This window comes from Enterococcus sp. DIV1096b, assembly GCF_050498765.1.
In the GTDB taxonomy this organism is placed as follows: Bacteria; Bacillota; Bacilli; order Lactobacillales; family Enterococcaceae; genus Enterococcus_D; species Enterococcus_D entomosocium.
In genome coordinates this window covers 1,452,159-1,478,436 of the sequence record NZ_JBMHEK010000001.1, presented here as the reverse complement: position 1 = coordinate 1,478,436, position 26,278 = coordinate 1,452,159, and the positions used below count along the sequence as shown (strand labels likewise).

At 42.8% G+C, this 26,278-nt stretch carries 23 protein-coding genes and 1 tRNA gene; 7 read left to right on the top strand and 17 right to left on the bottom strand.

All coding sequences use genetic code 11. The features are described 5' to 3' along the window. Positions 1-45 precede the first annotated feature (45 nt). Positions 46-225 carry a hypothetical protein gene (locus tag IGJ17_RS07065; RefSeq protein ID WP_005236448.1) on the top strand — a complete coding sequence of 60 codons (180 nt, stop codon included), beginning with the start codon at positions 46-48 and terminating at the stop codon, positions 223-225. A 55-nt stretch (positions 226-280) separates the two neighbouring features. Here IGJ17_RS07065 and IGJ17_RS07060 read toward each other — a convergent pair whose 3' ends face one another. The 4 genes from IGJ17_RS07060 to IGJ17_RS07045 form a co-directional block, all read right to left on the bottom strand. Then, positions 281-1,498: a pyridoxal phosphate-dependent aminotransferase gene (locus tag IGJ17_RS07060; RefSeq protein ID WP_005236450.1), complete on the bottom strand. Its 1,218-nt coding sequence runs from the start codon at positions 1,496-1,498 to the stop codon at positions 281-283. Between the two features lie 168 nt (positions 1,499-1,666). Beyond that, a complete protein-coding gene (locus IGJ17_RS07055; RefSeq protein WP_194199477.1) occupies positions 1,667-2,542 on the bottom strand; it encodes an ABC transporter ATP-binding protein in 876 nt (291 codons plus the stop codon). 10 nt (positions 2,543-2,552) lie between these two features. Continuing rightward, entirely contained in the window at positions 2,553-3,767 is a 1,215-nt protein-coding gene (locus tag IGJ17_RS07050; RefSeq protein WP_005236453.1) for an ABC transporter permease subunit, read from the bottom strand. Further along, complete coding sequence (locus tag IGJ17_RS07045) at positions 3,764-4,876, bottom strand: hypothetical protein (protein WP_429961185.1); 1,113 nt, start codon at positions 4,874-4,876, stop codon at positions 3,764-3,766. Before IGJ17_RS07045 ends, IGJ17_RS07050 begins: the two co-directional genes overlap by 4 nt. A 196-nt stretch (positions 4,877-5,072) precedes the next feature. On the opposite strand from IGJ17_RS07045, the gene IGJ17_RS07040 reads away from it, so the two are divergent. The 3 genes from IGJ17_RS07040 (at position 5,073) to IGJ17_RS07030 (ending at position 8,266) form a co-directional block, all read left to right on the top strand. Continuing rightward, positions 5,073-5,155 (top strand) — tRNA-Leu (locus IGJ17_RS07040). Positions 5,156-5,559: 404 nt separating this feature from the next. Beyond that, on the top strand, positions 5,560-6,795 hold the full coding sequence (locus tag IGJ17_RS07035; protein ID WP_429961184.1) for an Ltp family lipoprotein: 1,236 nt from the start codon (positions 5,560-5,562) through the stop codon (positions 6,793-6,795). A 199-nt stretch (positions 6,796-6,994) separates the two neighbouring features. Continuing rightward, positions 6,995-8,266: a hypothetical protein gene (locus IGJ17_RS07030; protein ID WP_429961183.1), complete on the top strand. Its 1,272-nt coding sequence runs from the start codon at positions 6,995-6,997 to the stop codon at positions 8,264-8,266. 92 nt (positions 8,267-8,358) lie between these two features. Here the strand turns inward: IGJ17_RS07030 and IGJ17_RS07025 are convergent, their stop codons facing one another. From IGJ17_RS07025 to IGJ17_RS06970, 12 genes are all read right to left on the bottom strand, one after another. Further along, positions 8,359-8,586 (bottom strand): hypothetical protein, encoded by a 228-nt coding sequence (locus IGJ17_RS07025; RefSeq protein WP_005229963.1) that lies wholly within the window; start codon positions 8,584-8,586, stop codon positions 8,359-8,361. 64 nt (positions 8,587-8,650) lie between these two features. Further along, positions 8,651-9,523 (bottom strand): VOC family protein, encoded by an 873-nt coding sequence (locus IGJ17_RS07020; RefSeq protein ID WP_016621174.1) that lies wholly within the window; start codon positions 9,521-9,523, stop codon positions 8,651-8,653. A gap of 165 nt (positions 9,524-9,688) precedes the next feature. After that, positions 9,689-10,522: a sugar phosphate isomerase/epimerase family protein gene (locus IGJ17_RS07015; protein WP_301388351.1), complete on the bottom strand. Its 834-nt coding sequence runs from the start codon at positions 10,520-10,522 to the stop codon at positions 9,689-9,691. 149 nt (positions 10,523-10,671) lie between these two features. Next, complete coding sequence (locus IGJ17_RS07010) at positions 10,672-12,165, bottom strand: extracellular solute-binding protein (RefSeq protein WP_016613309.1); 1,494 nt, start codon at positions 12,163-12,165, stop codon at positions 10,672-10,674. A 3-nt stretch (positions 12,166-12,168) separates the two neighbouring features. Further along, entirely contained in the window at positions 12,169-13,761 is a 1,593-nt protein-coding gene (locus tag IGJ17_RS07005; protein WP_194187997.1) for a glycoside hydrolase family 43 protein, read from the bottom strand. Beyond that, positions 13,758-14,204, bottom strand: coding sequence for a DUF4064 domain-containing protein (locus IGJ17_RS07000; protein ID WP_087664226.1), 447 nt, complete (start codon positions 14,202-14,204; stop codon positions 13,758-13,760). Before IGJ17_RS07000 ends, IGJ17_RS07005 begins: the two co-directional genes overlap by 4 nt. Then, entirely contained in the window at positions 14,201-15,118 is a 918-nt protein-coding gene (locus tag IGJ17_RS06995; RefSeq protein WP_429961182.1) for a pectinesterase family protein, read from the bottom strand. Before IGJ17_RS06995 ends, IGJ17_RS07000 begins: the two co-directional genes overlap by 4 nt. After that, entirely contained in the window at positions 15,079-15,969 is an 891-nt protein-coding gene (locus IGJ17_RS06990) for a dienelactone hydrolase family protein (protein ID WP_429961181.1), read from the bottom strand. Before IGJ17_RS06990 ends, IGJ17_RS06995 begins: the two co-directional genes overlap by 40 nt. Then, positions 15,966-17,282 (bottom strand): glycoside hydrolase family 28 protein, encoded by a 1,317-nt coding sequence (locus IGJ17_RS06985; RefSeq protein ID WP_008381518.1) that lies wholly within the window; start codon positions 17,280-17,282, stop codon positions 15,966-15,968. Before IGJ17_RS06985 ends, IGJ17_RS06990 begins: the two co-directional genes overlap by 4 nt. Continuing rightward, positions 17,279-18,400: a glycoside hydrolase family 88/105 protein gene (locus tag IGJ17_RS06980; RefSeq protein WP_429961180.1), complete on the bottom strand. Its 1,122-nt coding sequence runs from the start codon at positions 18,398-18,400 to the stop codon at positions 17,279-17,281. Before IGJ17_RS06980 ends, IGJ17_RS06985 begins: the two co-directional genes overlap by 4 nt. A 166-nt stretch (positions 18,401-18,566) precedes the next feature. Continuing rightward, a complete protein-coding gene (locus tag IGJ17_RS06975; RefSeq protein ID WP_005236490.1) occupies positions 18,567-19,244 on the bottom strand; it encodes a YesL family protein in 678 nt (225 codons plus the stop codon). Between the two features lie 15 nt (positions 19,245-19,259). Further along, complete coding sequence (locus tag IGJ17_RS06970) at positions 19,260-20,228, bottom strand: ABC transporter permease (protein WP_008381525.1); 969 nt, start codon at positions 20,226-20,228, stop codon at positions 19,260-19,262. Between the two features lie 259 nt (positions 20,229-20,487). Between IGJ17_RS06970 and IGJ17_RS06965 the strand changes: the two genes are divergently transcribed. Next, the gene (locus tag IGJ17_RS06965) at positions 20,488-21,375 is read left to right on the top strand and encodes a carbohydrate ABC transporter permease (protein ID WP_008381527.1); all 888 of its coding nucleotides are present in this window, start codon (positions 20,488-20,490) and stop codon (positions 21,373-21,375) included. 62 nt (positions 21,376-21,437) lie between these two features. Here IGJ17_RS06965 and IGJ17_RS06960 read toward each other — a convergent pair whose 3' ends face one another. Next, complete coding sequence (locus IGJ17_RS06960; RefSeq protein ID WP_218193136.1) at positions 21,438-23,651, bottom strand: helix-turn-helix domain-containing protein; 2,214 nt, start codon at positions 23,649-23,651, stop codon at positions 21,438-21,440. Positions 23,652-23,813: 162 nt separating this feature from the next. Between IGJ17_RS06960 and IGJ17_RS06955 the strand changes: the two genes are divergently transcribed. Both IGJ17_RS06955 and IGJ17_RS06950 read left to right on the top strand, forming a co-directional pair. Then, complete coding sequence (locus IGJ17_RS06955; RefSeq protein ID WP_005229927.1) at positions 23,814-24,794, top strand: LacI family DNA-binding transcriptional regulator; 981 nt, start codon at positions 23,814-23,816, stop codon at positions 24,792-24,794. A gap of 70 nt (positions 24,795-24,864) precedes the next feature. Continuing rightward, entirely contained in the window at positions 24,865-26,268 is a 1,404-nt protein-coding gene (locus tag IGJ17_RS06950) for a tagaturonate reductase (RefSeq protein ID WP_429961179.1), read from the top strand. The last annotated feature ends 10 nt before the right edge of the window (positions 26,269-26,278 follow it).

The following is a 26,278-nucleotide window of genomic DNA, read 5'->3' as shown; positions in this document are numbered from 1 at the left end:
AAGAATGTCTTGTTATTTTTCCACAATTTCAAATGAGGTGTTAAGATGACGATCGACAGTACGATCTTTTTTACATGGGATGGCAAGAAGTATCAAGGGATCATCGAACGAGAATATGAGAACTCTGTTCTGGTTCAAGTCACCGATCCTAGTGCTGAAATGCTGGATAAATTTACCAATCGAATGATTGTGAGCAAAAAAATTTGTCAACCAGTTGCCGAATAAAAACATAAGCACCACTCCCTCACGGTTGTTGAAGGAGCGGTGCTTTTTTATATTTTTATTTCTGACGATAGGACGCCAAAAATTCTGTCATTTTTTCAGCAGTCGTTTTTAAGTCTTCCATATTAGGAAGATAAACGATTCGGAAATGATCTGGCTGTTGCCAGTTGAACCCACCGCCGTGAACCAGCAAGATGTGGTGCTCGTGTAAAAAGTCTAAAACAAATTGTTCATCATTGGTGATATTAAAGCGTTGAATATCAATTTTAGGGAAAATATAAAAGGCGGCTTTCGGTTTCACCGCTGACAATCCCGGAATGTCATTGATTGCCTTGTGGATAAACGCTCTTTGTTCATAAATACGACCACCTGGTAATAGTAACTCATCAGAACTTTGATAGCCTCCTAATGCGGTCTGAACGATTTGTTGCGATAAGACATTCGAACACAGTCGCATCGAAGATAGCATATTCAAGCCTTCGATATAGTCTTTCACATGGGACTTGTCGCCACTGAGGACCATCCAGCCCACACGGAAACCTGCCACTCGATGAGACTTAGACAAGCCACCTAGCGTCACAACGAATCGATCTGGCGCTAATGTAGCAATCGGCACATGGACATAATCATCCATGACTAATCGGTCATAGATCTCATCAGAGAAAATGATCAAGTCATGCTCACGAGCAACGTCGACGATTTGCTCCAAAATTTCTTTTGGATAAACGGCTCCTGTTGGATTGTTCGGATTAATAATGACGATCGCTTTGGTTTTGCTGGTGACCTTAGCTTTGATGTCCTCGATATCAGGATTCCAATCTGCTTGTTCATCACAAATATAATGGACGGGCTTTCCGCCAGCTAATGAGATCGAAGCAGTCCACAAAGGATAGTCAGGCATCGGCACGAGCACTTCGTCCCCATTGTTACATAGGCCCTGCATACACATCGTGATCAGCTCGGAAACACCATTACCTGTGTAAATATCATTGATGGTCACATCAGGAAATTTCTGTAATTGATAATATTGTTCGATCGCTTTACGGGCAGAAAAAATCCCTTTCGAATCAGAATATCCTTCCGATTCTCGCACGTTCATAATCAGGTCTCTAACGATCTCATTTGGGGCTTCGAACCCAAAAGGCGCGGGATTCCCCGTATTTAATTTCAAGATACTGATGCCTTCTTCTTGCATCCGATCGGCTTCTTCTAAAACTGGGCCGCGCACATCATAACTGACCCCTTCAAGTTTTGACGACTTCGAAAATTTCTTCATATTCCATTTCTCCTTTAACCATAGGTCAACGTCAGGTTATTGGTTCTCGTCGTTGATCTCTTTTCAGATTGAACCTATTATAGCAAAAAACTTTTACCTATGGCGAAATTTTTTTGCTTCTCCTTCATCTGTGCTTGTCCCGCTCTCATCTCGTAAATAGTGCGACAGTCAGTGATTTTCAGGAAAATACGTCAGATACAATTCATTTAGTGCCAAGTGCCCCACAGAAAAATCAGTGATCCCTGCAGCGATAAACCGTTGCGGTAGCTGAGGATCGCTGATTTCTATCAGATAGATCCGTCCTTGCAGATCGATGGTCACCGTCGTTAATTCTGGAAAAGCCACCAAAAAATCTGCCGAGTCCGTTTTTAAGTACAACGGTTGATTGACTAACGACTTGCGACCAAAGTATTCGTGAATGATCTTGCCGTCTTTTAAAAACAAGACCCGATCCGCGTAGGAATCCAAATTCGTCAAAATATGCGAAGCAATCACGATCGCTTTCTTTTGCGCTCGCAAGGCTTTTAATACGTTAGAGATCAATTCCACATTGGTCGGATCCAAGCCATTCATGACTTCATCCATCAGCATATAAGGCGTATCCGTCACGATCTGCATCGCAAAACAAAGACGTTGCCGCATGCCCAGCGAATAGGTACCCACAGGACGTTTGATATAGTCACTCATTCGCAAGCGCTCAATCGTTTCTTCCACTAAGTGTTCCTCTGAACGCCACATTCGCTGATACAGCTTGAGATGCTCGAAACCACTCAAATCATTGTACAAATCATTTTGGTCAGGAAAAAACGAAATTTGTTGATGCGCTGCCACTTCTGATTTTTTGGTCACATATACTTGACTGCCATTCAAAAATACTGCGCCTTCATTCGGCTGGATGAAATTCATCGCCACATTCAATAGCGTGGATTTCCCGGTGCCGTTAGGGGCGACTAACCCGACGATTTCCCCGGGAGAAAAGGCAATGGAAAGCTGATCCAATACTTTTCTCGTATACGTGACCGTCACATTTTTCAGTTCTAACATATCGTTCCTCCTATGCCAAATGAAATTTTTTGCGTTGGATCGTCACGAAGAAACACATTTCGATCAGAAGCCAAACGCCTCCTAATAAAAGCAACCCTTTTTCCATCGTAAACCCTGCAGAACCAAAATAAAAACGTGTCCAGCCTGAAAGGACTTGTCCCACATTTTGATACAGATAGACATACAGCGTTTTATCAAGGTAAGCACTGAACCAACGTCTTTGGAAAATATAGGGTGAAAGCAAGCAAAAACCAGCCAAAAGCAAATTAACCAGTTCTGAGCGAAACAGGGCACTGAACAACAAGATGCCGCGACAATAAATAAACTGCAAAAAAAGCGTCGCAAGAAAACATTGGCCTATAAAAAGACCGATGGCTTGTGTTTCAAAAGCGTTGAAATCTGTGATCGGGTAGCGAGCATCAAAGGTCGGTGATAAAATCGTGACCGGTAGTTCCAGGGAACCAAAGCCGAATTGAATGCCAGAACCCAACCAGAGAAAGAACATGGTCCCAAGCGTTGCAATTGCAGAACCGACCATCAATACTGCCGTTTTGCTCCAAAGGATCTCTTCTGCCGATAATGGCAGTGAAAGAAATAGGGATTTATGTCTTCGTTCTTTTGGCAAACAATCGATCGCCAAAAATAAAGAAACAGCAAGCAATAGAATCGGTAAATATCCAGTAAAACTTCGCTGCAATGCCTGTATCCCCGTTTTTTGCTCCATGACTGCTTGCGAGAGTTTCTTATTCGGCAACTGGCTGAAGGCTTCCATAAGCTTAGCGGTTGAAGCATAACCAAAGCGACCGTCATAGGCAGCGTAGTAATTTTGAAACGTATAATAATCCGGTGTATAAAAAACATTTCGTTCATCGGTAAACTGCAACGCCAACTGGTACCACGTAGTTGTTCCTCGTGCATAAGCTTGCCAGTTTTCATCAGCTAGTGCATCTAATCGTTGTTTTTCCGCTTCGTTCCATGGGGTAAACATTTCAACTGCTAAGCTTGCCGACCAATGGTCAGAAGGATTGGCTGCTTGTTGATCAAGAAAATCTTGTCGCACAGTATAGCGTTGTTGCATTTCTGTTTTATCTACTCGTTCAATCGGGCGAAAATCTTTTTGCCAAAAACTGTAAACGCCGCTATAGATAAGAAGCAAGCAAAAAAGACCAATAGTTTTCTTACTCTTTAAGAGTTGTCGTAATTCAAATAAAAAATAGTCTTTCATCCTTTGCCTCCTCTCAACAAGCGATTCTGTTTATCCGCAACGAGCATCAAAGCTATACAAAGGAAGATCCACACCACCGTCAGCAGCCAACTAGCATAGACTCCCCAAGAAGTACCAGAACCCAATGCAAAGGCGCCCGAATAAAATTTATCCATAGCAGCTATATGAACTGGTAACAGTGGGATCTTTTGCAGCATCGGAATCAAGCCGAGCCCATAAAAAAGCACCAGCAAAAAGAAAGAGACGTATCGATTGGCTGCGATCATGTTCATGACAAAACCTAAGCATTCGATCAAACCAATCAGCAAGCCAAAAGAAACCAGGCTATATAAAACGCTCTGCCAAAAAGGTAAGGCTACCCAATCCCCATTGAGATAGACGGCTACTGGATACTGCCAATCCCCGAACTCCCCCAGAAGGCTCATTGAAAGAAAGACGCCTAAGAAGAACACAATCAAAACGCCTAAATTTGTAATCCCTTTAACCACAATTTTACTTAACATCCGAATCGGAAAAATCTGCGGGTACGAGCGAATCAAAGAGAAGTGTTCTCTTTCTTCTATCAAATTGTCACTGGCAAAAAAAGCCCAAAAGAAGAAGCCAAAATTAAGCAAAAAGGTTATTGCCAAAGCGACAGCGGTCTGGGCATTGGCAGCCGTGAGGACCGGCTCTTTTTCTTGCTCGACTAAAGCTTGATAGACCTTCTGATCTTGTTCGATTGCCCATAAAGGTGGCAAAAATCCTTTGTCATCAACTTCTGACGCCCAAATCTGCTTTTTTAGTTCTGCAATTTGAATACTCGTTTGATTAAATCGTTCGTATTCTTCCATAATCAAGTTGGATAACTGTCGCGAAGTCAGTGTATTGTTTTCAAGCAAAAGTTGATACACCTCTTGTTCAGCAGGTGAACCCGACTGATTGGCTTGGTAGCGATCAACAAGCCGTGAGGCTTCCGCTTTTTCTGCAGTGATCGTGGCGGGTAAGTTGATGGGTTCCATCAGCTTCAAATAAATGGAAAAACAGCAACCTAAACTAAAGGCACCAATGAGCAGGAAGAGGAACGTTTTCTGTTTGACAGATTTAGCTAACTTGTTTTTAAAGTAGTTCATTTGCTCTCCTCTCAAAAAAATAATTATTCATTCTTTTAGCATACCTTTTATGGAAAAAAATGCAATCTAAAGTCTGAAAATTCTTTCAAATAGCATTAGGAAAAGTTATTGACAAACCTGTTGAAAATCAGGTAAGATATTTTCTAGACGCGGCGTGACAGAACTACCTCAGCCTGCGTTTCCTTCTATAGTATTTGCGGAAATGACGGAATGGCAGACGTGCAAGATTGAGGGTCTTGTGAGCAATCGCTCGTGTGGGTTCAAATCCCATTTTCCGCATCCTTACAGCTTCCCCATTGTGGGAAGCTGTTTTTTTGTTTGCTCAAAAGATTCCCCATGGCGATCCTTCGATGAATTCTTTCGATCGCTTTGATCTTGAGCGTCTACTCCTAGAAAGTTGATACGAAGCTTCCTTTCCCAAATGTAAAAATCGATAAAAACTCTTTTATCATTGCATTTCACACTATTTTTCATATAAAATGAATAATATAACAATTATTCTCAAAAGCTGGTTCGATGCTCCGCTTTTTCTTATTGGCGGATCAGAAACAGTTGCCTGAATTTACTGGTGATGAAAAATCTTTTCAGCATTTTTCCCATTCACCTTCTCTCCTCCTTCCCCCAGATAAACAAACCTCTTCCGACCGTTTTCTCAGTTACTTTCGATAGAAAGAAGGAGCCTAATGAAAAAAAGAGTACTGATCACCCTATTGTCATTCGTTATTTTGCTTATCGGTTGCGCAAAGGCAGATGAAAAACTGTCAGAGACCGTTGCACTTGGCATCGACGCACGACTGGAATATACAAACCAATCCGGAACGGGCTGGGCCTATTATCACCCAGCAACCTTAGAGTTGTTGATTGCCGGCAGTCAAGCCGAATTGGCTATTTTGGAAGAGCTTGATTCTTCCGACGAAGATCTTTATCAGTTAATCAGCCACACAATTGATTTGATGGCAACCGCTGAACGAGCGTTAGTGGAGCGTCGGATCGATGTCCCTGCTTGGTTTGCTGCCCGCATTGGTTATAGCCAGGCTCTGGCTGCGATTCATGAACGGAGCCCTATCATTCTCAGTAATCAAGACAACCTCAACCGTCTACTGGAGGTAGCAAACGAAACGATTCCTGAAGCCGACCCGCGTCAAAAGCTGGGGCTTATGGCAGACGATATTGCGCAGCTTCAGCAGCTCACCGAAGATGAGCTAACTCTTCATCGCAGGATCAAACTTGACGACGAACTCACCGCCACTGTTTACCACACAAGTGAAACGAATGTTGACGTCTTCGTTTTTTCGAAGCCCGAAGAGGAGTACGCATCTGGATTTACTGTTCTTAATCGGGAAACTGCCGACGAGCAAAAAGCTGCATTCTATGAAACGATTTTACGAGGGCTGGTCGTAAATATTCCTCGTGAATCGTTGATGTTTATGAATCGATTCGATCAATCTTCAGATGAATATCAGCTGGCGGTGATGACCTATGGCTTTGATCATGACATTGATCAAGACATGGTCACTACCGTGTATCAACAGCTTCAAGAAGCAAACGCAAAACAAGAAGCAGCTACGGCTTTGCAGCAAGAGCAAAGCCAGCAAAACCAGGACGAACAAACTCAGACCGAGAATGAAGGAGCTTCAGAACAAAGACGAGCGATCGCACTTGCCGAATCCTATACGAACCTCATGGCTTTCTCACGTGCACGATTGATCCAACAATTAGAATTTGAAGGGTTTACCCATAATGATGCGCAATGGGCAGTTGATCAGCTCACGATTGATTGGAACGAGCAGGCGTTGAAGAAAGCAAATAGTTACCATTCCTTGATGAGTCTTCCTCCAGACAACATTCGCCGGTTATTGGCTTCCGAAGACTTTTCAGAAGAACAAATCGACTACGCGATGACAAACATGGGTAACTAAAAACTAGCGAAGAAAAGGGCATCGCGATGCCATATGCTGTTGTAGTGACCCCAAAAAATTTGGTTTTTTGGTCTAACTTTGGGGGTCAGTTGATGTCCCTTATACTGTGACTATGTTTATACCCAAGAAAGTGCTCGTTCTGATGCGTTCATTCGTACAAATTGGCGAGGTTTACTAGAGTCTCACGAGGAGGAGAAAAATGAAAAAACAAGTTTTGTTGCCATTATTACTGATACTATCCCTGATTTCAGGATGTGGGACGATAAATTTAGCAAGTCCTGAGGAACTTTCTGAGCGCATCGGTGCCGCTTTAGATGCCGGTTGGGAGCATACCTATCATGCAGAAAATCTGACTTATGAGTTAAGTATTGAAAATCTCGAACTGATGATTCGAGGCAAAGAAGCAGAATTGGCCTTTCTAGAACAGGTCAATAGCAACTCAAAACACAAGGCGGCATTCATTGAAAACACGGAAAAAATGATTCAACTCGCCCAAGAAGCGATCGAAGCTCGCTATCTGGATATGCCCAGTTGGGTTGCCGCTCGGAATGGTCGTATCGCAGCCTTACTTGCCATCCATGAGGAAAGCCCGATCATCGTCAGTAGACGAGCAAAATTGCAAGAATTATTCAAAGAATACGAAGAGGATTTAGCACTAGTGACCGCTGGAGCAAACAATCCTCTTGCCGATGAAGAAGGAATTAATGAAGATACACGAGAAAAGCTTGGTTTGACACCTGATACACTTGAACGTTTACACCAACAAAGCGATGACCAAGAAATCGAGTGGCAGAGTGCTATTGATTTGGCGAACGGTGTGACCATGAATGTCTTTTCAACAAAACATGAGCCAGTGGGGATTCTCACATTTACGAATGCTGGTGAGACCTACCCTTCCGCAATCACTTTGTTTAATGGGCAAACGACGGAAATCGTTCCCGAGATAATGACACCACACGAAGCCGTTTCCGCTTATTTTTCCGAAATAGCTGATGCTGTTTATGAGACAATTCCACCTGGTTATCTCTTTCTCGTTGAATCACTAGGGCTTCAACTGGAAAACGACAATCGCTTTCATTTCAGAACCTATGTTTTTGACGATGAGATCACCGAAGAAACAATTTTGACAGGATTCCACCATAGCCCTTCTATCGCAGCACGCTATGAGCGCGAAAACAATGCGACAGAACGAGAACGTGAAGCCTTTTTCCTCGTTAGAGCGCAAGGAAATCGTCGCTTTTATTCAAAACAAGAGATGGCAGAACTGTTAGAAACAGAAGGTTTCACTGCGGAGGAAACACAATGGGCACTAGAGACCCTTGACGTAGATTGGTATCGCCATGCTTTAGGGCGCGCCAATCAATCCCGCCGGGTGTTAGGAATCCGTCAAAGAAATATGGCCGCTCATCTTGAAGGGAACGGCTTCTTACCTGATGAGATCGAATTTGCGATTGAAAACATGGAAAATTAGTATGTAGTGGACGAGACAGATCCCATTCCCCATTTTTTCTTAGCGTAAACAAAAAACCGACCAATCTTCCTGTTTAAGATTGGCCGGTTTCTTTATTTTTTGGTTTTGATTGGTACCATGGCTTTGCGCCGATGCTGTTTCATTATTGCTTGAAGACCATAGACACCAACTCCGATAATTCCTGCAAAAGCCGAAAAAGCAATAAAAATCACAGGAGACGCCCCACTTTCTATTAATTGTTTCCCTTGGACAAAGAAAAATAAGCCCATGCTGATCAATAATGCTAGAAATAGTGATTGTCCCGCCCCGTTTTTTTTCATGCTTGCTCTCCTTTTACTTGATTATAGGTTATTCTCTCATTTCATGAATGAAAAAACCTCCATCTTAAGGCTGATTCTTTCTTTCGATGATCAGATTGATCCCATTCGGATCAGTCAAATGCAAGCGGCTGTCTGTTTCTAACTCATAAGAAACGCCACTTGCCTTTAGATGACTTCGTAACGTAGAAAAAGCAAAAGCTGGCAAAACGATCGTAAAGTACGCTAAGCCTAGATCCTTTTCCTCCATAGCTGGAACATTTCTTCCCATCCAAATATTCGATCCGATATGGTGATGATACGAACCAGCAGCAAAAAACTTTGCTTGGCTACCAAAATCTGAAGTCAAACGCATGCCTAAAACTTCGGTGTAGAATTCTTCTGTTTTTGCCAGATCCGCCACTTTCAAATGGACATGCCCCACCGTGGTGCCAACTGGAAAAGTCGTTTGTGATCGGTCAGCGGCTCCCAGCACGCCTTGCGCGTCCATTTCGATAGTAACGCCCACGATCTCACCGTCTGCTCGAATATCCCAGTCACTCTTCGGTTTGTCACGATACACTTCGATCCCGTTTCCTTCTGGATCGGTCAGGTATAACGCTTCACTATACCCATGATCGCTAGCACCATCCAGAGGGGCTTTGGCCTCCAAATAATGAATCAGCATATTTCCTAGGTCTTTACGGCTAGGCAAAAGAAACGCCGTATGGAAAAGGCCTGTTTTCCGTGTCAAAGGCAACGGATCACTTACCTTCTCTAGGACTAAAAGCTCTTGTGTCCCCACGCCCAATCGCGCGTGATCTACACTTTGCTCCAATAAAGTTAGGCCAATCACGTCCGAATAAAACCGGCTCATTTTTTCCATATTCGCTACTTTTAAAACGACTTTGCCAATTGCGGCTGTTGCATCGATTTGATAGGTTGATTGAATCATTGTCATCGCTATTTCCTCTTTTCTAAACAGTTAAGTTCACTTGTACCTTTAAGTATAACACTAACTTTTAGTAAGTAAATAAATCTGCTTGTTGAGGAAAGGATTCCTTGATCTCCCGTGACTCCTTGTAACAAAGCTTTTCCTCATCAGTCACAATCAAAGACAGCTCGCTCACTTTTGCAATGCTTCAATCAGTGAAATGGCCGGCTGCATCGCTTCTTCGGTCGTCCCTTCTAACACAACATAACAAAATGGCTTGTATTCAGCGGTGATGGCCAATAGTTGTTGATAATCAATCCTTCCTTCTCCCAATGGCACTACCTTGATTTTACCATCGATTACTTGATAGTCCTTCAAGTGCAAGCAAACGATGGCATCACCAAAGCGGGAAAAAGCTTCCCTTGTCAAAGCGACTTGCTCTTGATAGTTCTTCGCCGTAATCAGATTGGTTGGATCAAAGATGATCCCTAAATAGTCAGACGGTACTCGTTCCAGCAATTCTTCGATTCGATCGATCGATGATAGTGGATGATTCAAGCCCGCTTCAATCCCTAGCATCACTTGATGTCTCTTAGCCACTTGGACCAAACGCTTGATCACCTGAACCAAATCATCGAAAACGATGTCACTGAAATTTTCCTCGGTATACCCCATATTTGGCAAAACCGAACCAGTTTCACTTGCAACCATAGCTGCATCAAAGTATTTGGCATGTGCGAGATAGGTCTCGAATCTGGATAAAATCGCTTCCCGTTTTTCCAGATCAGGATGGATCAGATTACTATAACAACTCAATAAAGCGACCTGAACATAAGATTGACCAAAAACACGTTTGAAAAAGCGGCCTAAACCAGGGCTTAATTGCTCTGGCTCTGCCCATTGCGGGAAGGATTTATTTAATGCAAATTGAATGTTATGAATGTTTTTGGCGACAATTTTTTGCGCTAATTCTTCTGGGGACCCATAATTCTTTAAATCATGCCCCCGAACAGTTAGTTGAAACATAGCTTCTCCTTTCTTCACTGCTTTTGAAGCAAAAAGAAGACCAAGCAGCGAATCACTTCAACTGGTCTTGGTCTTCCAATCATTCAGCAGTAGCGGCTCCTCACTTCATCCATTCCTTCTCAACAGATGATCAGAACCTTTTGTGACCTTTATTGTTGTGAACGATAATCTTCCGTGAACTCATCAATGATTTGCTGTCCACCATTTCTTAAGAAGGTTTCGATCGCTGTATCAAACCCATCGATCTCGATTTCCCCAGTCATATATTGGTAGTAAGCGTCTGAGATTCCTTCAATCAAGCTTGACCATGAACGATCATAGGTTTCAGAGGTCAGCGATTGTGCAGGATTGATCACCGCAAATTCTTCATTTTCCCGAATCTTTTCATTGGCTAAGTTGACATAGGGGTTGCTTGAAGGGAAAACTGTTACTAATTCTGATGGACGAGACGAAGAAAATGGTTGTACTTCTTGTTGCCACTTCGTATCATCTAAACGGACATAGACACCCTCATCATCAATTTCATAATGGACCCCTTCGATCCCTTGCGTCATCAAGGTAAACGGCTCTTCGTCCATCAAATCGTTGATAAATTTCAAAACAACACGTAAGTCTTCTTCGGTTTCAACATTGTTTTTCGGAATGGCTAACCAACCGCCCATTCCACCATTGGTATCAGAAAGGATACGACGTTCCACATTTTCATGGACGATATCATTGATCAAGACCCATTCCATATGCTCTTCATCAGTACCAGCTGCATCATCAATGTAGTTACGTACTTCTTGCAAACCACTCAATACAATCCCACCACGACCTTGAACGATATAGTTCTTCTGATCATTTTTCGCCATTACCGCAAAATCAGAATTCATCCAGCCGTTATCATAGATATTACGGAACCATTCCATTGCTTCTTTGTATTCTGGTTGCATAAAGGATGGCATCACTTCATCATCATCCGTGATCGTAAACCAATTGTCTGCACCAAAGTAACCTGAAAGTGAACGGAACCCAACATTAAAGGACTCATCACGTTCAACGAATCCGACCGTGTCATCTACCCCATTGCCATCTGGGTCTCCTTCTGTAAAGGCTTGTGCCACAGCTGATAATTCTTCTAAAGTCGATGGCACGTCCAACCCTAAATTGTCTAACCAATCTTTTCTTACGAGGACACCATAACGAGCGATCGGTTTTAGAAACGGTACACCATAGATATGACCATCGATCCGAGAAGATTCTAAGCGATCCTCAGAAATTTCTGCCAGATTCGGAAACTCTTCTAAATAGGGTTCCACATCCCAGAACATTCCAGATGCTAGCGAACTACGGACGGTTGTGTTATTGATTTCTGTCAAACTTACGATATCTGCTAAAGAATTTGACGCTAATGCTGCATTCAAGCGTTCTGTTTTTGATGCGTCCGGCACCCATGTAAAGTCGATCTCGACCCCTGTATATTCTTCTAACTTTTGTGTTACATCCCCAGACGGAGGTGAAGCGGTATGCAGCATTGCCATCCAAGAAATACTTGTTTTTTCATCACTTTCTGGTCCATCAGATGAACCTCCGCCATCGCCGCAGCCTGCTAAAAACAGTCCTGCACATAATAATAAACTTGCTACTTTCAACTTTTTCATTCGTTACCCTTCTTTCTCTATTTTTAGGGAATCATCATCGAGCGGATCTTTCCCTTGATACTTAAAGTACGTAAAATCGGCATAGCTTCCAGCAAAGTGATCTAGATCATGGGCACTGATTCCAATGAAATTCCCTGTAAAACCACCAGACAAGAACTGGATGTTTTGCTTTTTATAGGGATGCCACGTTTGTGATTGCCGATAGAACCATTCTGCTTCTAGATAAGAACCGACTACTTTCAATCCGATCGGCTCACTTGAAGCAGCGAGGGGCAATTTATCTGGGAACAAGTGAAATTCTCCTTCACAACACCGAATCAGACGAAGGATCTTGCCGTCTTTTTCATCATAAGTCACATAGAAAAACAAATAGTTTTCTTCGTTTAAAAACAGCGACAATCCAGCCATCTGATTAAACGATTGGGGGTGGTATTCCATCACTGTTTCAGCTTCAAAACAAAAGTCTTGTTGACGAATCGCCAATAAGTGCTTATGAAAGTTCGATTGCATCGATTCTCCGCCGATCAATCGCAAATACCCTGGTCGCTTACTCAGATTGCACCACTCTTCATTGGGCAGCAATCGCCTACCGTTCCATGCTTTTTGCAATGATCCTTTAAAATCATCCATAAAAACAGCAGGTGATGCCCTTTGCTTCTGAGCGTCGCTAGCGAGCCTGATGGTTTGATCTGGGATCGTATCATCATTGCTAAGACGCAGCCATCCTTCGTGATCCCAATAGACGGTTTGGAGTGCCGTCTCTCGTCCAAGGATCGCTGCCTCTTCTACTGGCCGAGTCATCAAATAGCTCATGACCCATTCTCCTGATGGTGCAATCGTCAAACTGCCATGACCTGTACATTGAAAAGGGGAATCTTCGCGCTGATAGGCACGCATCATGGGAAAATGCGGATCTACTTCATAAGGCCCAGTGATGGTTTTACTACGACAAACCGTTACCGCATGACCTGCACCCGTTCCTCCTTCTGCCGTCAGTAAGTAATAACACTCATTGTGGTAATAAAGATGCGGTGCTTCAGTCTTCGCCAGCTGGGTTCCAGAAAAAATTGGCACTCTGTCACCGATCAATCGGCCTTGTACTTCAGAGTATTCTTGGAGCACGATCCCCACCGATTTATTTGGTGTATCCTTACGATAATCCCAAAGCGCATTCAATAACCAGATACGCCCCTCTTGATCATGAAACAAGGACGGATCAAAGCCACTACCATTTAAGTAAATGGGCTCACTCCATGGCCCATGAATCGTAGGAGCCGTGATGAGATAGTTTCGACAGTCTTTGAAGGGGCGTGTCGTGTTGCGAACATTTGTATAGACACAATAGTATTGTCCGTTTGCGTAACTGATTTGCGGTGCCCAAATGCTGCAATTTGCTGCGTTGCCTAATAAATTCACTTGATTGGTCAGAATATCTGTTTCATGGGACCAATTGACTAGATCTTGGGAACAGTAGACCCGAATTCCTGGTAACCACTCAAAGGAAGAAACCGCTAAATAATAAGTATCCTCGACTTTTAAAATACTCGGATCAGGATGAAACCCTCTTAAAATCGGATTATTGATCATTGCCTTCATGCAACCCCTCCTTGTTTGCTGACTGCGTCCGTTGTTTTTTTCTTGTGTCCGTCATCGCGATGGAGAAAACAAAAACCCGCCGCTAAAAAGAAACAAAAGGCAATCGGAAAAGCGATCATTTGACTACCAATCAATGTCACGACACCAGTCAAAAAATAAATAGCACAAGATTGCTTTCGATAATTACGATAGCGAACAAGCATCGTCGCCACTGAAACCAATATCAGGAGTGCCAACAGCGTGAAGCCAAACCAAGCACCGAGTGTTTGAAATTGCGCCAATGCTGCTTCTGCCGTCATTTGCTTCAGTACAGAGGGAAACGCACGTTGAAAGATCTCTTCGAACTGCTGGACAGTCATTTGATTGATCGCCAAGGAAAAGCCGCCCATCAACACCAGAGCGAGAACCATCCCGATCCATCCAGACCATTTTGCCTTGCTCATTTTTCTATCACTCCTTCGATAGTCACCCATTCAGGACGTTTGGGGCTTGTTTGGTAACAACACATTCGCTCCGTGAACGCGACCGTTTGGTGGTTTGCTGTTTTTCCCCAATCAGACCATCCGCAAGGGACGAGCTGTTGATCAAAGCAGCAGGATAAAAAGGTTACTTTGGCTTCATTGCGCCAAGGGCGGCCTAGATAATAGGCTTTGTCCCCTGTCACCCGACACCGATCGAAGGTTAACCCGCTTGCTTGTTTGCTAGTTGAGGCAGCAGTAACGTAGTTCGTTTGTGGTGTATTTTTACAATGCAAGCGACACTCTTCAAAGGTGGCGGAACCACCGCCAAAAATAAAATCGACTGTTCCACTGATCCTGCAATGCAAAAACAAACTCTGTTGTTGGTCAAAGATTATCTTTCGCCAAGGACTGATCATTGGTTCACCTTCTTTGGTATATTTTGGCAATGGACCCAGACACAAGGTATCTTGAAAAGCATCGAGATGACAGCGTTCGAAGCGAATGTCATCCCCTTCGATATAGACGGCAACTGCTTGCCCGACTGCTTGCCCATACCCTGCGTCATTGATGATGGTCAGGTTTTTTACAAAGACTTCTCGGCTATTGATAAAGAGCGTCGCTGTTTGGAAGGTTCCTCTTTTTTGCCCATTTTCATCGGTTTGCTCGGCAGCCAAGTGGTAGCATAAGAACGTGTTAGTTTCCCCGATCAACGTAAGCTGGTTTTTATAGATTTTCACCTGTTCTTGATACACGTCAGAGGCGATCGTGATCTCACAAGGTGCGTTTAAGGCTTCAGCAGCCAACACGGCTGCTTGGATACTCGTAAAATCACCCTTTTGCGGCTCTTTACTAACCTTTAGCTTGATAGGAGGTGTTGTTTTAGAAATTCGATCCACTGCGCTCTCATCTCCTTGGTTTCTTCATGACCACCTGGCAAGCAACACGCCTGCCAATGCTCCTTGTAGCCTATTGCTTCATAATGCTGCCCGACCTGCTGATCCAAACGAGCGACGCCGCTTGAGGGGCAGCCACGATCCTCTTTGCCAACCAAACTCAAACGCGGGCGTGGTGCGATCTGTTTTTGGATCGCCGCAGTCGTAAAGTCTTTCAACACATTAGGAACATAATAGTAAAACCCATGTTTGCTTAGACGGTCCTCTTCGATCAATGCTTGATAGTCCACTTGTGCTGCCATGTCCACCACCACTGATATCCGTTCATCTAGCGCTGCCAACCACCAGCTCATCAAGCCCCCCATAGAAAGTCCCAATGTGGCGATAGCGGACTGTTTCACTTCTTTACGGGAAGCAAGATAGGTTAAAAACTGTTGATTGTCATAGATTCGTTGTCCCCATAATGTTTTGCCTTGCAACAGAAACCGCTTGTAGCTATCATTCTCACCGTTTTTTCGTTTGCCAAAGCCCCACATGTCGATCACTCCAACGGCGACGCCCAGCTTCATAAATGCAGCGAATAGGCTTTCTTTTTGCATATACGGCGGACTTTGTCGCAGTTCTTCTTTCCCCATCGTGAAGTCGCCGCCATGAGAATGATTGAACAAAACGAGTGGAACCGGTTGCTGAGAGCTAGGATAAGCAAAGTATGCAGGGACATCCTCTTCTTGATTTAATCGTAGAAGTAAATGTTCCAAGGTATAATTTTGCACCTGCTCTTTTGTTTGCTGAACCACTTGTGGTGCAACTTTCATATCAGGACCTAGCAGCTGAAGTAACTGAGGATCCCTCACAAAAAATCTCCTTGAAATCCCAGAGGCTGACGATTCTCAAATGACTGTGTGACGGTGATTTCCCGGCTATTCTCGATATGGAACGCTTCAGTTACACCTTCCAAATTGATACGATCAAACTGAATATTCCGTCCACAGCCAATATAAAAACCTTGTTTTGTCATCTCTTCGATACCTGTCATCATCGCAGGCTTTCCTGGAATTGGGTGCTCAGCCATAGAGACGGCAATATCTTGGAAAGTGATATCTGAAATAAATTGTTCAGCCAAGCCATAAACAAACCCAGCGGCCGCATGGACATTCCGAGCCGAGATATTTGCAAAATGAATTCTCCGGAAATGAGGGGTTTCCTCGGTGATCGGGTACGGATTTTTATCCCAAACATACTTTTCTTTGCCTTTCGGTCCACAGAAATAGTAAAGATTTAAAGTGAATGGACAGATGACATTATCCATCACAATGTTATTCACTCGAATATCTTCGATCGTTCCGCCACGTCCACGACGTGATTTCAAACGAATCCCACGATCGGTATCTTGAAAAATACAATTACTAATAGTGACATTACGAATATCGCCGCTCATCTCACTCCCTAGAACGACGGCCCCATGCCCATGAAGCATATGGCAATTTACGATCGTGATATTCTCACAAGCGACCCGTTCTTTAGTGTCCTCCGTTCCTGATTTGATGGCGATGCAATCATCGCCAACATCGATATGACAGTTACTGATGCGGACATTTTTACAAGATTCAGGATCGATCCCATCTGTATTTGGCGAATCCGCTGGATTTTTGATGCGAAGATTATCGATCGTTAGATTTTGACAAAGAATCGGATTGACGGTCCAACTGGGTGAATCGACAAGACGGATATCTTTCAACGTAATTTGCTGGCAAGAGTCAAAACTGATTAATTTTGGTCGTGGATAAGCAAGCTGTTCACGATTTTCCCGAAAGGTCTTCCACCATCTTTGCCCTTGTCCATCAAGCATTCCTAGTCCTGTGACAGCGATATTTTCCGCATTCTCGGCATATAAACAAGAGGCATAAACTTCCCGTTTGACCCCTTCCCAGCGAGACACGACGACGGGATAGTCTTTGGGATCATCAGAAAATACTAAGGTCGCCCCCAATAGTAGGTGCAGTTCAATGTTACTTTTTAAAAAGAGCGCACCCGTCGGATAGCGTCCTGCTGAAAAAGTGATTCTGCCTCCTCCTTGTTGATGCAATTCATCAATTTTTTCTTGAATCGCTTCTGTCAACAGACCTTCTTTTCCTTGTAAATCAGCTGTAGTCAATTGGATATTCATTTCTTGCTTCCTTCCTCCGTTAATGGTTGCAGCAGTAAACTCGCTTGTAAAAAGGCACCGTATCCTTTGAAATCATTCGTGATAACGGGTTCACTGATATAGTAAACAAACGTACCATCCCGATTATCTGGTCCACCAAGACCAGCAACTTCACAGTTTCTGATCAGATTCAACCAACCTTCTTTTGTTAAAAAGACAAACTCATCCAGCAATCCTTGATAGGTCTCTTGGGCAAACACTTGCCATTTTTGATCGATGATCCCTGCTTTGACCGCTTTCGCTGTTGCGTAACAAATCATTGAAGAAGCGGATGCTTCTAAATAATTCCCACGCTCCCTGCCTTTATCTAAGACTTGATACCACACTTTTTTCTGGGGATCTCTTACTTTAGCAAGAGCTTCTAGACAGGAGACAAACATATTTTCTAATGGATTCTTCAGCTCTGATTCCCCTAATAGCACCATCGTATCTGTGAGAGCCATCATGAACCATCCCATTGATCGTCCCCAGAAATTTTTTGAACAACCGGTCTTGGGATCTGCCCACGGCTGGACTTTTTGTTCATCCCACGCGTGATACAAAAGACCCGTTTTTGGATCTAGGGTATGCGTAAAGCATAAGGTGAATTGCTTGATTACATCTGCCAATGCTTCTTCTTTCTCAAATGTCAGTGCGTATTCTGTCAAAAATGGGGCCCCCATATATAAGCCATCTAACCACATTTGATATGGATAGATTTTTTTATGCCAGAACCCGCCTTCGCTTGTTCTTGTCATCTGCTGTAATTGTTGATACAGCGTGTCCAAGGCGATCTTGTATTTTGAAGCACCTGTTTCTTTGTATAGTAAGAATAAACATTTGCCATTATTGATGTAATCGATATTCATCGCATCCATCTGATAGTTTTTGATACAACCGTCTTCGTCAATATAAACATCCATCGTGTTTTGGATATAGTCGAAATAGCGTTTATCACCAGTTTGCTCATAGGCTTCTTTCACGCCTTGTAAAACGACCCCGATGTCATAGGACCATTTTCCGTGATAAATTTTTTCTTTGCATAAGTAGTCATAGCGCTCAAATAATGTGTTCAAAGCAATTTCCGAATAGTTCTTCATGTACGATACTTCCTTTTATTGTAGTCTCCTCAATTCATAGAGCTGTTTCAATGAATCCGTTTTACTGGCTATATTTCATGAGGGTTCAACTTGTTTTGCTATTTTTCAGGTGTTTTCTAGTGACCGTTTTGTTCACGGACCAGTAAAAGTCTTTGAGCCGTTTTCTTTAGATAATGACCTCATCTCCTTTACTGGCAACGGTTTGCTCCGTAGTCGATGCCGTTTTTGAAACCACCTGATCTGTTTCAATTGGGTGGATATCTTGAAGAATTTTTTTACCAGCAAGGGCAAAAACACCACCAACTAAGCTGCTCCCCATCAAAATGAGGCCGATCAAGAAATAGCTGCCAAGAACTAAATAGCCAACGATCAAAATCGACCAACTAATGATCGAATAATGCAGATAGCCTAAACCTAACAACGCACTCCCTCGCAGGATCTCAAACACGGTCACAAAGTTAGTGGCTGCCATGACGGTATACACGTGCATGAATAGAAAGAGAAACGCAATCAAAAAGAGGACATTCGCTACTTGGATAAACCATGGAAATGGCGCAAATATATTGGTGATCACGATTGCTGCGATGATCAGAAACAACCAACTGATCAGCACCGATTGTCGGAACCGTTCTTTACTATAGTAGAAAAAACTTTTGATCAAAGGCGGTCGTTCGTGAAGACGAAGCCAGCGATCATAATATTTCATCATGGCATACGAGGCTGGTCCGATTCCCAAAAAGATTCCCCCCAGAAGTGTCACACTTAGCCAAAGAAAATGAAGGGCGATCAGGGTCAAAAACGCGGTTAGCCCATCGTTGATTTTCGTGATTTTCTCAATCGTCATATGATCCCCTCTTTCTTAATAGATACCATCTTCCCCAATTTTTTTCGCCAAACGATTCGCAAAAACAACGAGGATCAAACCTACAAGACCTTTAAACAGCCCAACAGCTGTCGAGTAACTCAATTGACCATTTTGAATCCCGGCGGTATAGACAAAGGTATCAAAGATTTGGGCAACCTCACGGTTCATTGAGTTCATTAATAGGAACATATGCTCAAAGCCCATATCTAAGATCGAACCGATTTTTAAAATCATTAAGGTCACAATCGTCGGACGAATACACGGCAACGTGATGTGCCACATTTTACGTAGTTTGCCAGCCCCATCCATATCCGCAGCTTCATAAAGCTGTTCATCAACATTGGTAATAGCGGCTAGATAGACGATCGTCCCCCAACCGGCACCTTTCCAAAGATCTTGGAAAATGTACATTGGACGTAGCCAAGTACGGCTAGTTAAGAATGGGATACGTTCCCCACCAAGACTTTCGATCATGTTATTGATCACACCGCCTTCAGTCGTCAACAGGACGTAGAAGATTGAAACTACGATCACCCACGACATAAAATGAGGCAAATAAATAATCGTCTGGATACTTTTTTTCAAGCGACGGTTATTTACTTCATTTAACATAAGCGCCAATAAAATAGGAAAAGGGAAGGAAATCGTGATATTTAAGAAAAACATGATCAGCGTGTTGCGCATCAACATCACAAAAGTATCTTCAGTAAAGAGCCGAATAAAATGAGTAAACCCAACAAAGGGACTGCCTAAGATCCCTAAGAATGGCTGGTAGTCTTGAAAAGCGATGACTAAACCGCCCATTGGAATGTAACGAAAGATAATAAAATATAAAATACCTGGCAATACCATAATATAGAGCGCACGATTTTTTCTGATTTGCGCCCATTTTTTCTTTTTCAACCGCAGTCGCTGTTCTTCTTCAGTAAGTGGTGAGAAGTAATTATCAACTTTTGTTTCCATACTTGTTCCTCCGAGTTTTTTTGATTTGATAGTCCCATGGTAGCGTGTAAGAAAGATAACGTATATAATCATTTTCTCAGCATTGGAAGGGCATACATTTTTTAGGATTATTTCTCGGTCGAATTGGAAAACCATTGATTTATCAACGTTTGTCATGATTGTGATTTTTTTAACATGTAAAAGTGATTATATACGTTGTCCCCGCCTCATGATACGTTGGAAATACCTATTTAAGTAAAAAAAGATGGAGGTTTTTCCTATGCAACAAACCCTAAAAAAAACGAATCGCCCGAAGAGTGAACGGGTTGTTCAAGGATTTATTATCGGTTTTCTACTACTCTTTACCTTAATGTGTCTCTTGCCTTTTCTGAACATTCTCGGAAGCTCCTTTGCTTCTTCTTCTGAGATTGCGACACGAACATTTATCATTATCCCACGTGAATTTAGCTTAAATGCTTACCGGTATATTCTCTCGACTCCCACGATTTTTACGAGTATTGGTGTTTCCCTTTTTGTGACCATCGTCGGAACGGTTCTTTCAATGATCTTGACCTCTTTTATGGCCTATGCTCTTTCAAGAAAATATTTGCATGGACGTGGCATCTTCAATTTTATTGTCGTATTTACGATGTTGTTTAGCGGAGGGATGATCCCAAGTTTTATTTTGGTACAAAGCCTTGGCTTGATCGATTCTCTCTGGGCACTGATCTTACCGAGCGCCATCAGTGCATATAATATGATCATTATGAGAAACTTTTTCCAAGGGATTCCTGATAGTTTAGAGGAATCAGCAAAAATGGATGGTTGCTCTGATTGGGGCGTCTTTTTCCGTATCATCTTACCTCTTTCCTTACCATCGATTGCGACGATCTCTTTGTTCTACGCTGTTAGTTATTGGAATACTTATCAATCAGCGATTTTGTACATCAATGATTCAGCGAAATGGCCGATCCAAGTGCTCCTTCGACAAATCGTGATTGTCTCCAGCGGGATGAACGCCGATGCCGCTAGTGTCGATGTTGTCCCCCCAGCACAATCCGTGAAAATGGCCGTGATCGTCGTTGCGACTTTGCCAATGTTGATCGCCTATCCATTTGTCCAGAAGTATTTCGTGAAAGGTGCCATGGTTGGTTCCGTCAAAGGGTAGCCAACAGGCAGCAAAGAAAAAAAGCGTTTTTTGATCGTTGATCAAAAAACGCTTTTTTTCTTTTAATCTTTGGATCGTTTGCGATACTCTCCGGGTGTCATCTGTTCTTTCTTTTTGAAAAAGCGGATGAAGTTTTGAGAGTTGGTATATTGTAGGTTGGCGGCGATTTCTTTGATGGTCAAATCGGTTTCTCTTAACCACTTTTTCGCGACTTGCAATCGATAGTTTTGTAAGTAATCGGCAAAATTGATGGATAATTCCTTTTTAAACACATTACTTAAGTAATTGGCATTATAATGCAACTGTTCAGCAATGCTATCTAAGGAGAGATCTTGGTCGTATTGTTGGTGTACGATCAAGACCATCTTTTCAGACAAGGAGCGAATTTCTCGATCTGTTTTGGCTTGTGTCGTTTCAACGATAGGTAAAACTAACTCTTGATAGATGATTTGCTCAACTTTGAACAAACTGGTTTGGTTGAGCACGGATTGATAGACTTTACGACTATTCTGCAAGCTAGTATGATCTGCTCCTAGGAGTTGCCCTAGCTGAACGATACTGTTGATCAACTTAAACAAGGCACTTTCAATCGTCAACGGATTTTTGTTTTCATGAATGATTTCGCGTACGACTTCTGTGTAACTCGTTTTGATGGTCGCTAGATCCCCACTACGCATTGCATCCAAAAAGGTGCTTTCTGCTTCTCTAGGGTACTGAACGATCGCGTTATTGTCTAATTGTGCCGCAATGTCGTCAAAAAAGATAATGACTTCTTCCCCTAAATTCATTCGATAGTGCAAGGCTTCTTTAGCGTTATCAACCGCTAATTTGGTTTCTACGAGGCGGTCGTAGGATTGTGAGACCCCACAACTTATTTTGATTTTCAAGTAATCTTTTGCCGCTTGATGGATCTTTTGACAATAGGTCAATACTTGTTTTTGGTCAACTGATTCAGGAAGCTTTAAAATTGTTCCTTGGGTTTCTTGACTGGAGATGATTGGCTGAAAACGCAAATTCGCCGGAATGATTTCAGAAACGAGATTCTCGATGGCAAGCAAGAAAATATCAATAGTCGCTGTTTCTCGTCCACACAAATCATCGATTTGAATCAGTAATACGGCATAGTGTTCCGTTTCGGATACTTCATACCCAAATTGTGACAGTTTTAAGTGACTATCTGCTTCTGAGATACAGCCGCGAAACAAGTTTAATAAAAACAAGGATTCTAACTCGGGCTTTTGGTGTTCAACTTTGACGGCGAGATCGTGGTTTTGATGTAAGACCTGGTCGATATCGGAAATCAACTGATTGACTTCTAATTTCTGACCTTGTTTTTTGGGCTTTAAAAGCTCACCGATCCGATTGATGGGTGAGGTAGCCACGATCGCAATGCGATAGGATACTAATAAAAAGAGGATGATCAAAAGACTGCCAATCACGATCAAACCGCTTCTTAATTCACGGATTGCTTGCGAAACACTGGCAGGTGCCAGACGGATCACATGATACCACTTATTGTAATCCGATTGTGTGACCACATACTTATTGTTTTCTTTGTCAGTGAAGATGCCATCGTCGTGGGCAGCTGCGATCATTGTTTCGTGTAAGTCAGAATCGATCACTTCACCATTATCGAAAAGCAGTTGTCCGTCCGCATGAAAAATATTCAAAAAGGAATCGTCATGATCTGCCACCAACTGCGCAATGGTATGGTCTTGGATTTCAGCGATCCCCAAAGCAGTGGTTTCCTGTCGAAAAACAGGCAGCGTCATCACCATTTTTAAATAGCCATCTTCTGGCAACCAATACAAGTAGCGTTGGTTGTCGATCAACGCTTGAAAAGCAGCGAATTCAGTATCATCGATCTGTTTTAAGGAGCCTTCTTCGATTTTCCAATGCTGATTCAAATTCACCAATTGGTAGCTGGCGTTTTCGATTCCCATCACACCAATGTAAGCCAGTTGCGAATTGATCTCGCGCACTTGTCGATAATTCGTCACGGAAAACGGCTGTTCCATCGTATCGGAAAAGCTTTGCGTGCTGCTATATGTAGAAAAGGCATACTCCACCATCTGAATTTTTTGATCCAGATTTTCTTTGACTTGGTTGACCAAATTATGTTGACTTTGCAAAAACGTTTCTTGAATGTTTTGATACGTTCGATGATAAATGACCCCACTAAACCCAATGATTAAAGCGCTACCAATTAGAAAAATCAAAATAAATATTTTATAAAACAAGTTGGATGTTTGATGATAGCTTAAAAAGAATTTCATAGACTCCCTCCCATTACCTAACTATCTTCTTTTATACTAGCACATCCCAGAAAAAGTTCCTATGTTATTTTGAAAAATGTTTCACGTGTGCATCCTTGGTGTATTGACATTCTCGTGGGAACAAGCTATGCTTGAATCAAGCAAAAAGGAAGAAGGTTTTCTATGGTCACGATCAAAGATATCGCCAAAGTCGCTGGTGTTTCACATACAACTGTTTCTCGTGCGTTAAACGATAGCCCATTAATCAAGCCAGAAACAAAAAAGAAGATCGCAGCCATCGCTGAATCTTTACACTATGTGCCCAATGTCAATGCCAAAAGTCTGGTGAATCAGAAATCTTATATCATTGGTCTTTATTTTTCTCATCTATCCATTGGTACTTCCGATAGCTTTTTAGTCGAAGTGATCAAAGGAATCAGTGATACCCTACCATCCGAATATACTTTGGCGGTTCATGAATTATTGCAATCCGATACATTTGATGAAGAGCCGAATCGCCTAGATGGAGCGATCGTGATGAGTCAAAGTGATCGTGATGACGGCTTTATCGCTGCTCTTTCAAAGAAAAACATTCCCATCGTCGTTTTGAATCGTCAATTGCAGGATGCAACCTTGATGAATGTCACTAGTAATGATGCCCAAGGGGTCTATCAAATGATCACCTATGTGCTTGAACAAGGCTTTCGAAAGATCGCCATGATCGAAGGGATCGCTTCCTTTGGTTCCGCTAGAGAGCGTCGCAAAGGATTTATGAAAGCGATTCAAGAAAAGCAGCTTGTCTGCCCGAAAGAATACTTCGTAGCTGGCGACTACTCGTTGGAAAGTGGTCAGCTGGGTGCCCAGCAACTACTCGCTTTACCTGAACCACCTGAAGTGATTTTTTGCGCCAATGATGATATGGCGATCGGGGCGATCAATGCCTGTCATCAAGCAGGACGAAAGATCCCAGAGGAGATCGGTATCATCGGTTTTGATGATAGTTCTTTTTCTCCCTATACGTATCCCCCTTTAACAACGATCCGCAAACCAGTCTATGAAATGAGTCAATTGGCAGCAACTCTGCTGTTGCAAGCATTTGCCAATCAAGTAGTTGAGAAACAACATTTCTTTGATACCTCGTTAATCATTCGTCAATCGCTGTAAGCCTCTTGTTTTCAAGAGCGCTTACGCAAAAATGTTAACGTGTGCATAACTATTTTTTAAGGAGGATTCTATGAAAAAAATTACCGAACAACCCCATCAAACCTATCCAGCCCGAGTGATTCAATTCGGGGAAGGCAATTTTATGCGGGGCTTTTTTAACTGGCAGCTGCAGCAAATGAACAAACAAGGGCTTTTTAATGGCAGTGCCGTTGTGGTACAGCCGATTGATCACGGCTTGAAAGAGCTGTTGGCACAACAAGAAAATCTCTACACCGTTATCTTAGAAGGACTTGTCGATGGCGCTCCTTCTCAAACATTTGAAGTCGTCTCCACCATTGATCAAGTGCTGAATCCTTATCAGCAATGGGTAGACTATCTTGCTTTAGCCGAAGATGAGCAACTCGAGATCATCGTTTCTAATACGACGGAAGCAGGTATTGCGTTTCACCCAGAGGATACCTTACACGATACCCCTCCCAAAAGTTTTCCTGCAAAACTGACCGCTCTTTTGTATCGTCGTTTTCAACGACAAAAACCGGGATTTTTGATCATTCCTTGTGAATTAATCGATCGGAATGGGGAAAAACTAAAAGAGATCGTCTTACAATATGCCGCATTATGGTCTTTGGAGTCAGACTTCGTCAACTGGTTAGAAAAAGAAAACACCTTCTGCTGCAGCTTAGTCGATCGGATCGTTCCAGGATATCCTCGCGATAAAGTGGCACAATACCAAGAGATTCTTGGCTATGAGGATGCCGTAATGGTCACTGCGGAACCCTTTATGCTCTGGGTGATCGAAGGAAGCGGCGTAGCCGAAAAGCTTCCCTTGCAAGAAGCTGGGTTGAATGTGATCGTGACAGAAGATATGACCCCTTACCGTGAACAAAAAGTACATTTATTAAATGGTCCTCATACGGCGATGGTTCCTCTCGGTCTTTTAGCTGGTTTAGAAACCGTTGAAGAAGTAATGAACGACCGTGATTTTGCAGCCTTTTTGGATGGTCTTTTTCTGGAAGAGTTGATTCCAATGCTTGATTTGCCTAAAGCGCAGCTTGCAGCTTATGCGGAACAAATCAAAGAGCGCTTCAGAAATCCTTATGTGAAGCATCAGCTGCAATCGATCGCTTTAAACAGCGTCTCAAAATTCCGTGCGCGTCTTCAACCAGTCTTAACTCGTTATGTCCAACAAAACCAGCAGTTACCAAAACGAATCACTGCCGCACTGGCAGGGTTGCTGACTTTCTATCTCACTCGACCTTTTCAAGATGATGACCTAGTGACAACCATATTTCAGCAAGTGAAACAATTACCAGCAGAAGAACAGATCGCCACTCTATTAAAAAATGAGCAACTCTGGCATGCAGACCTGAGCTTTATGACAGCGACAATCAATGAAATGTGCGCATGTCTAAAACAAGACGGACCCCGCCAGTTACTTGCGTCGATTGACACCCCTGAGCCAAGTTTGAAATAAAGGAGAATCT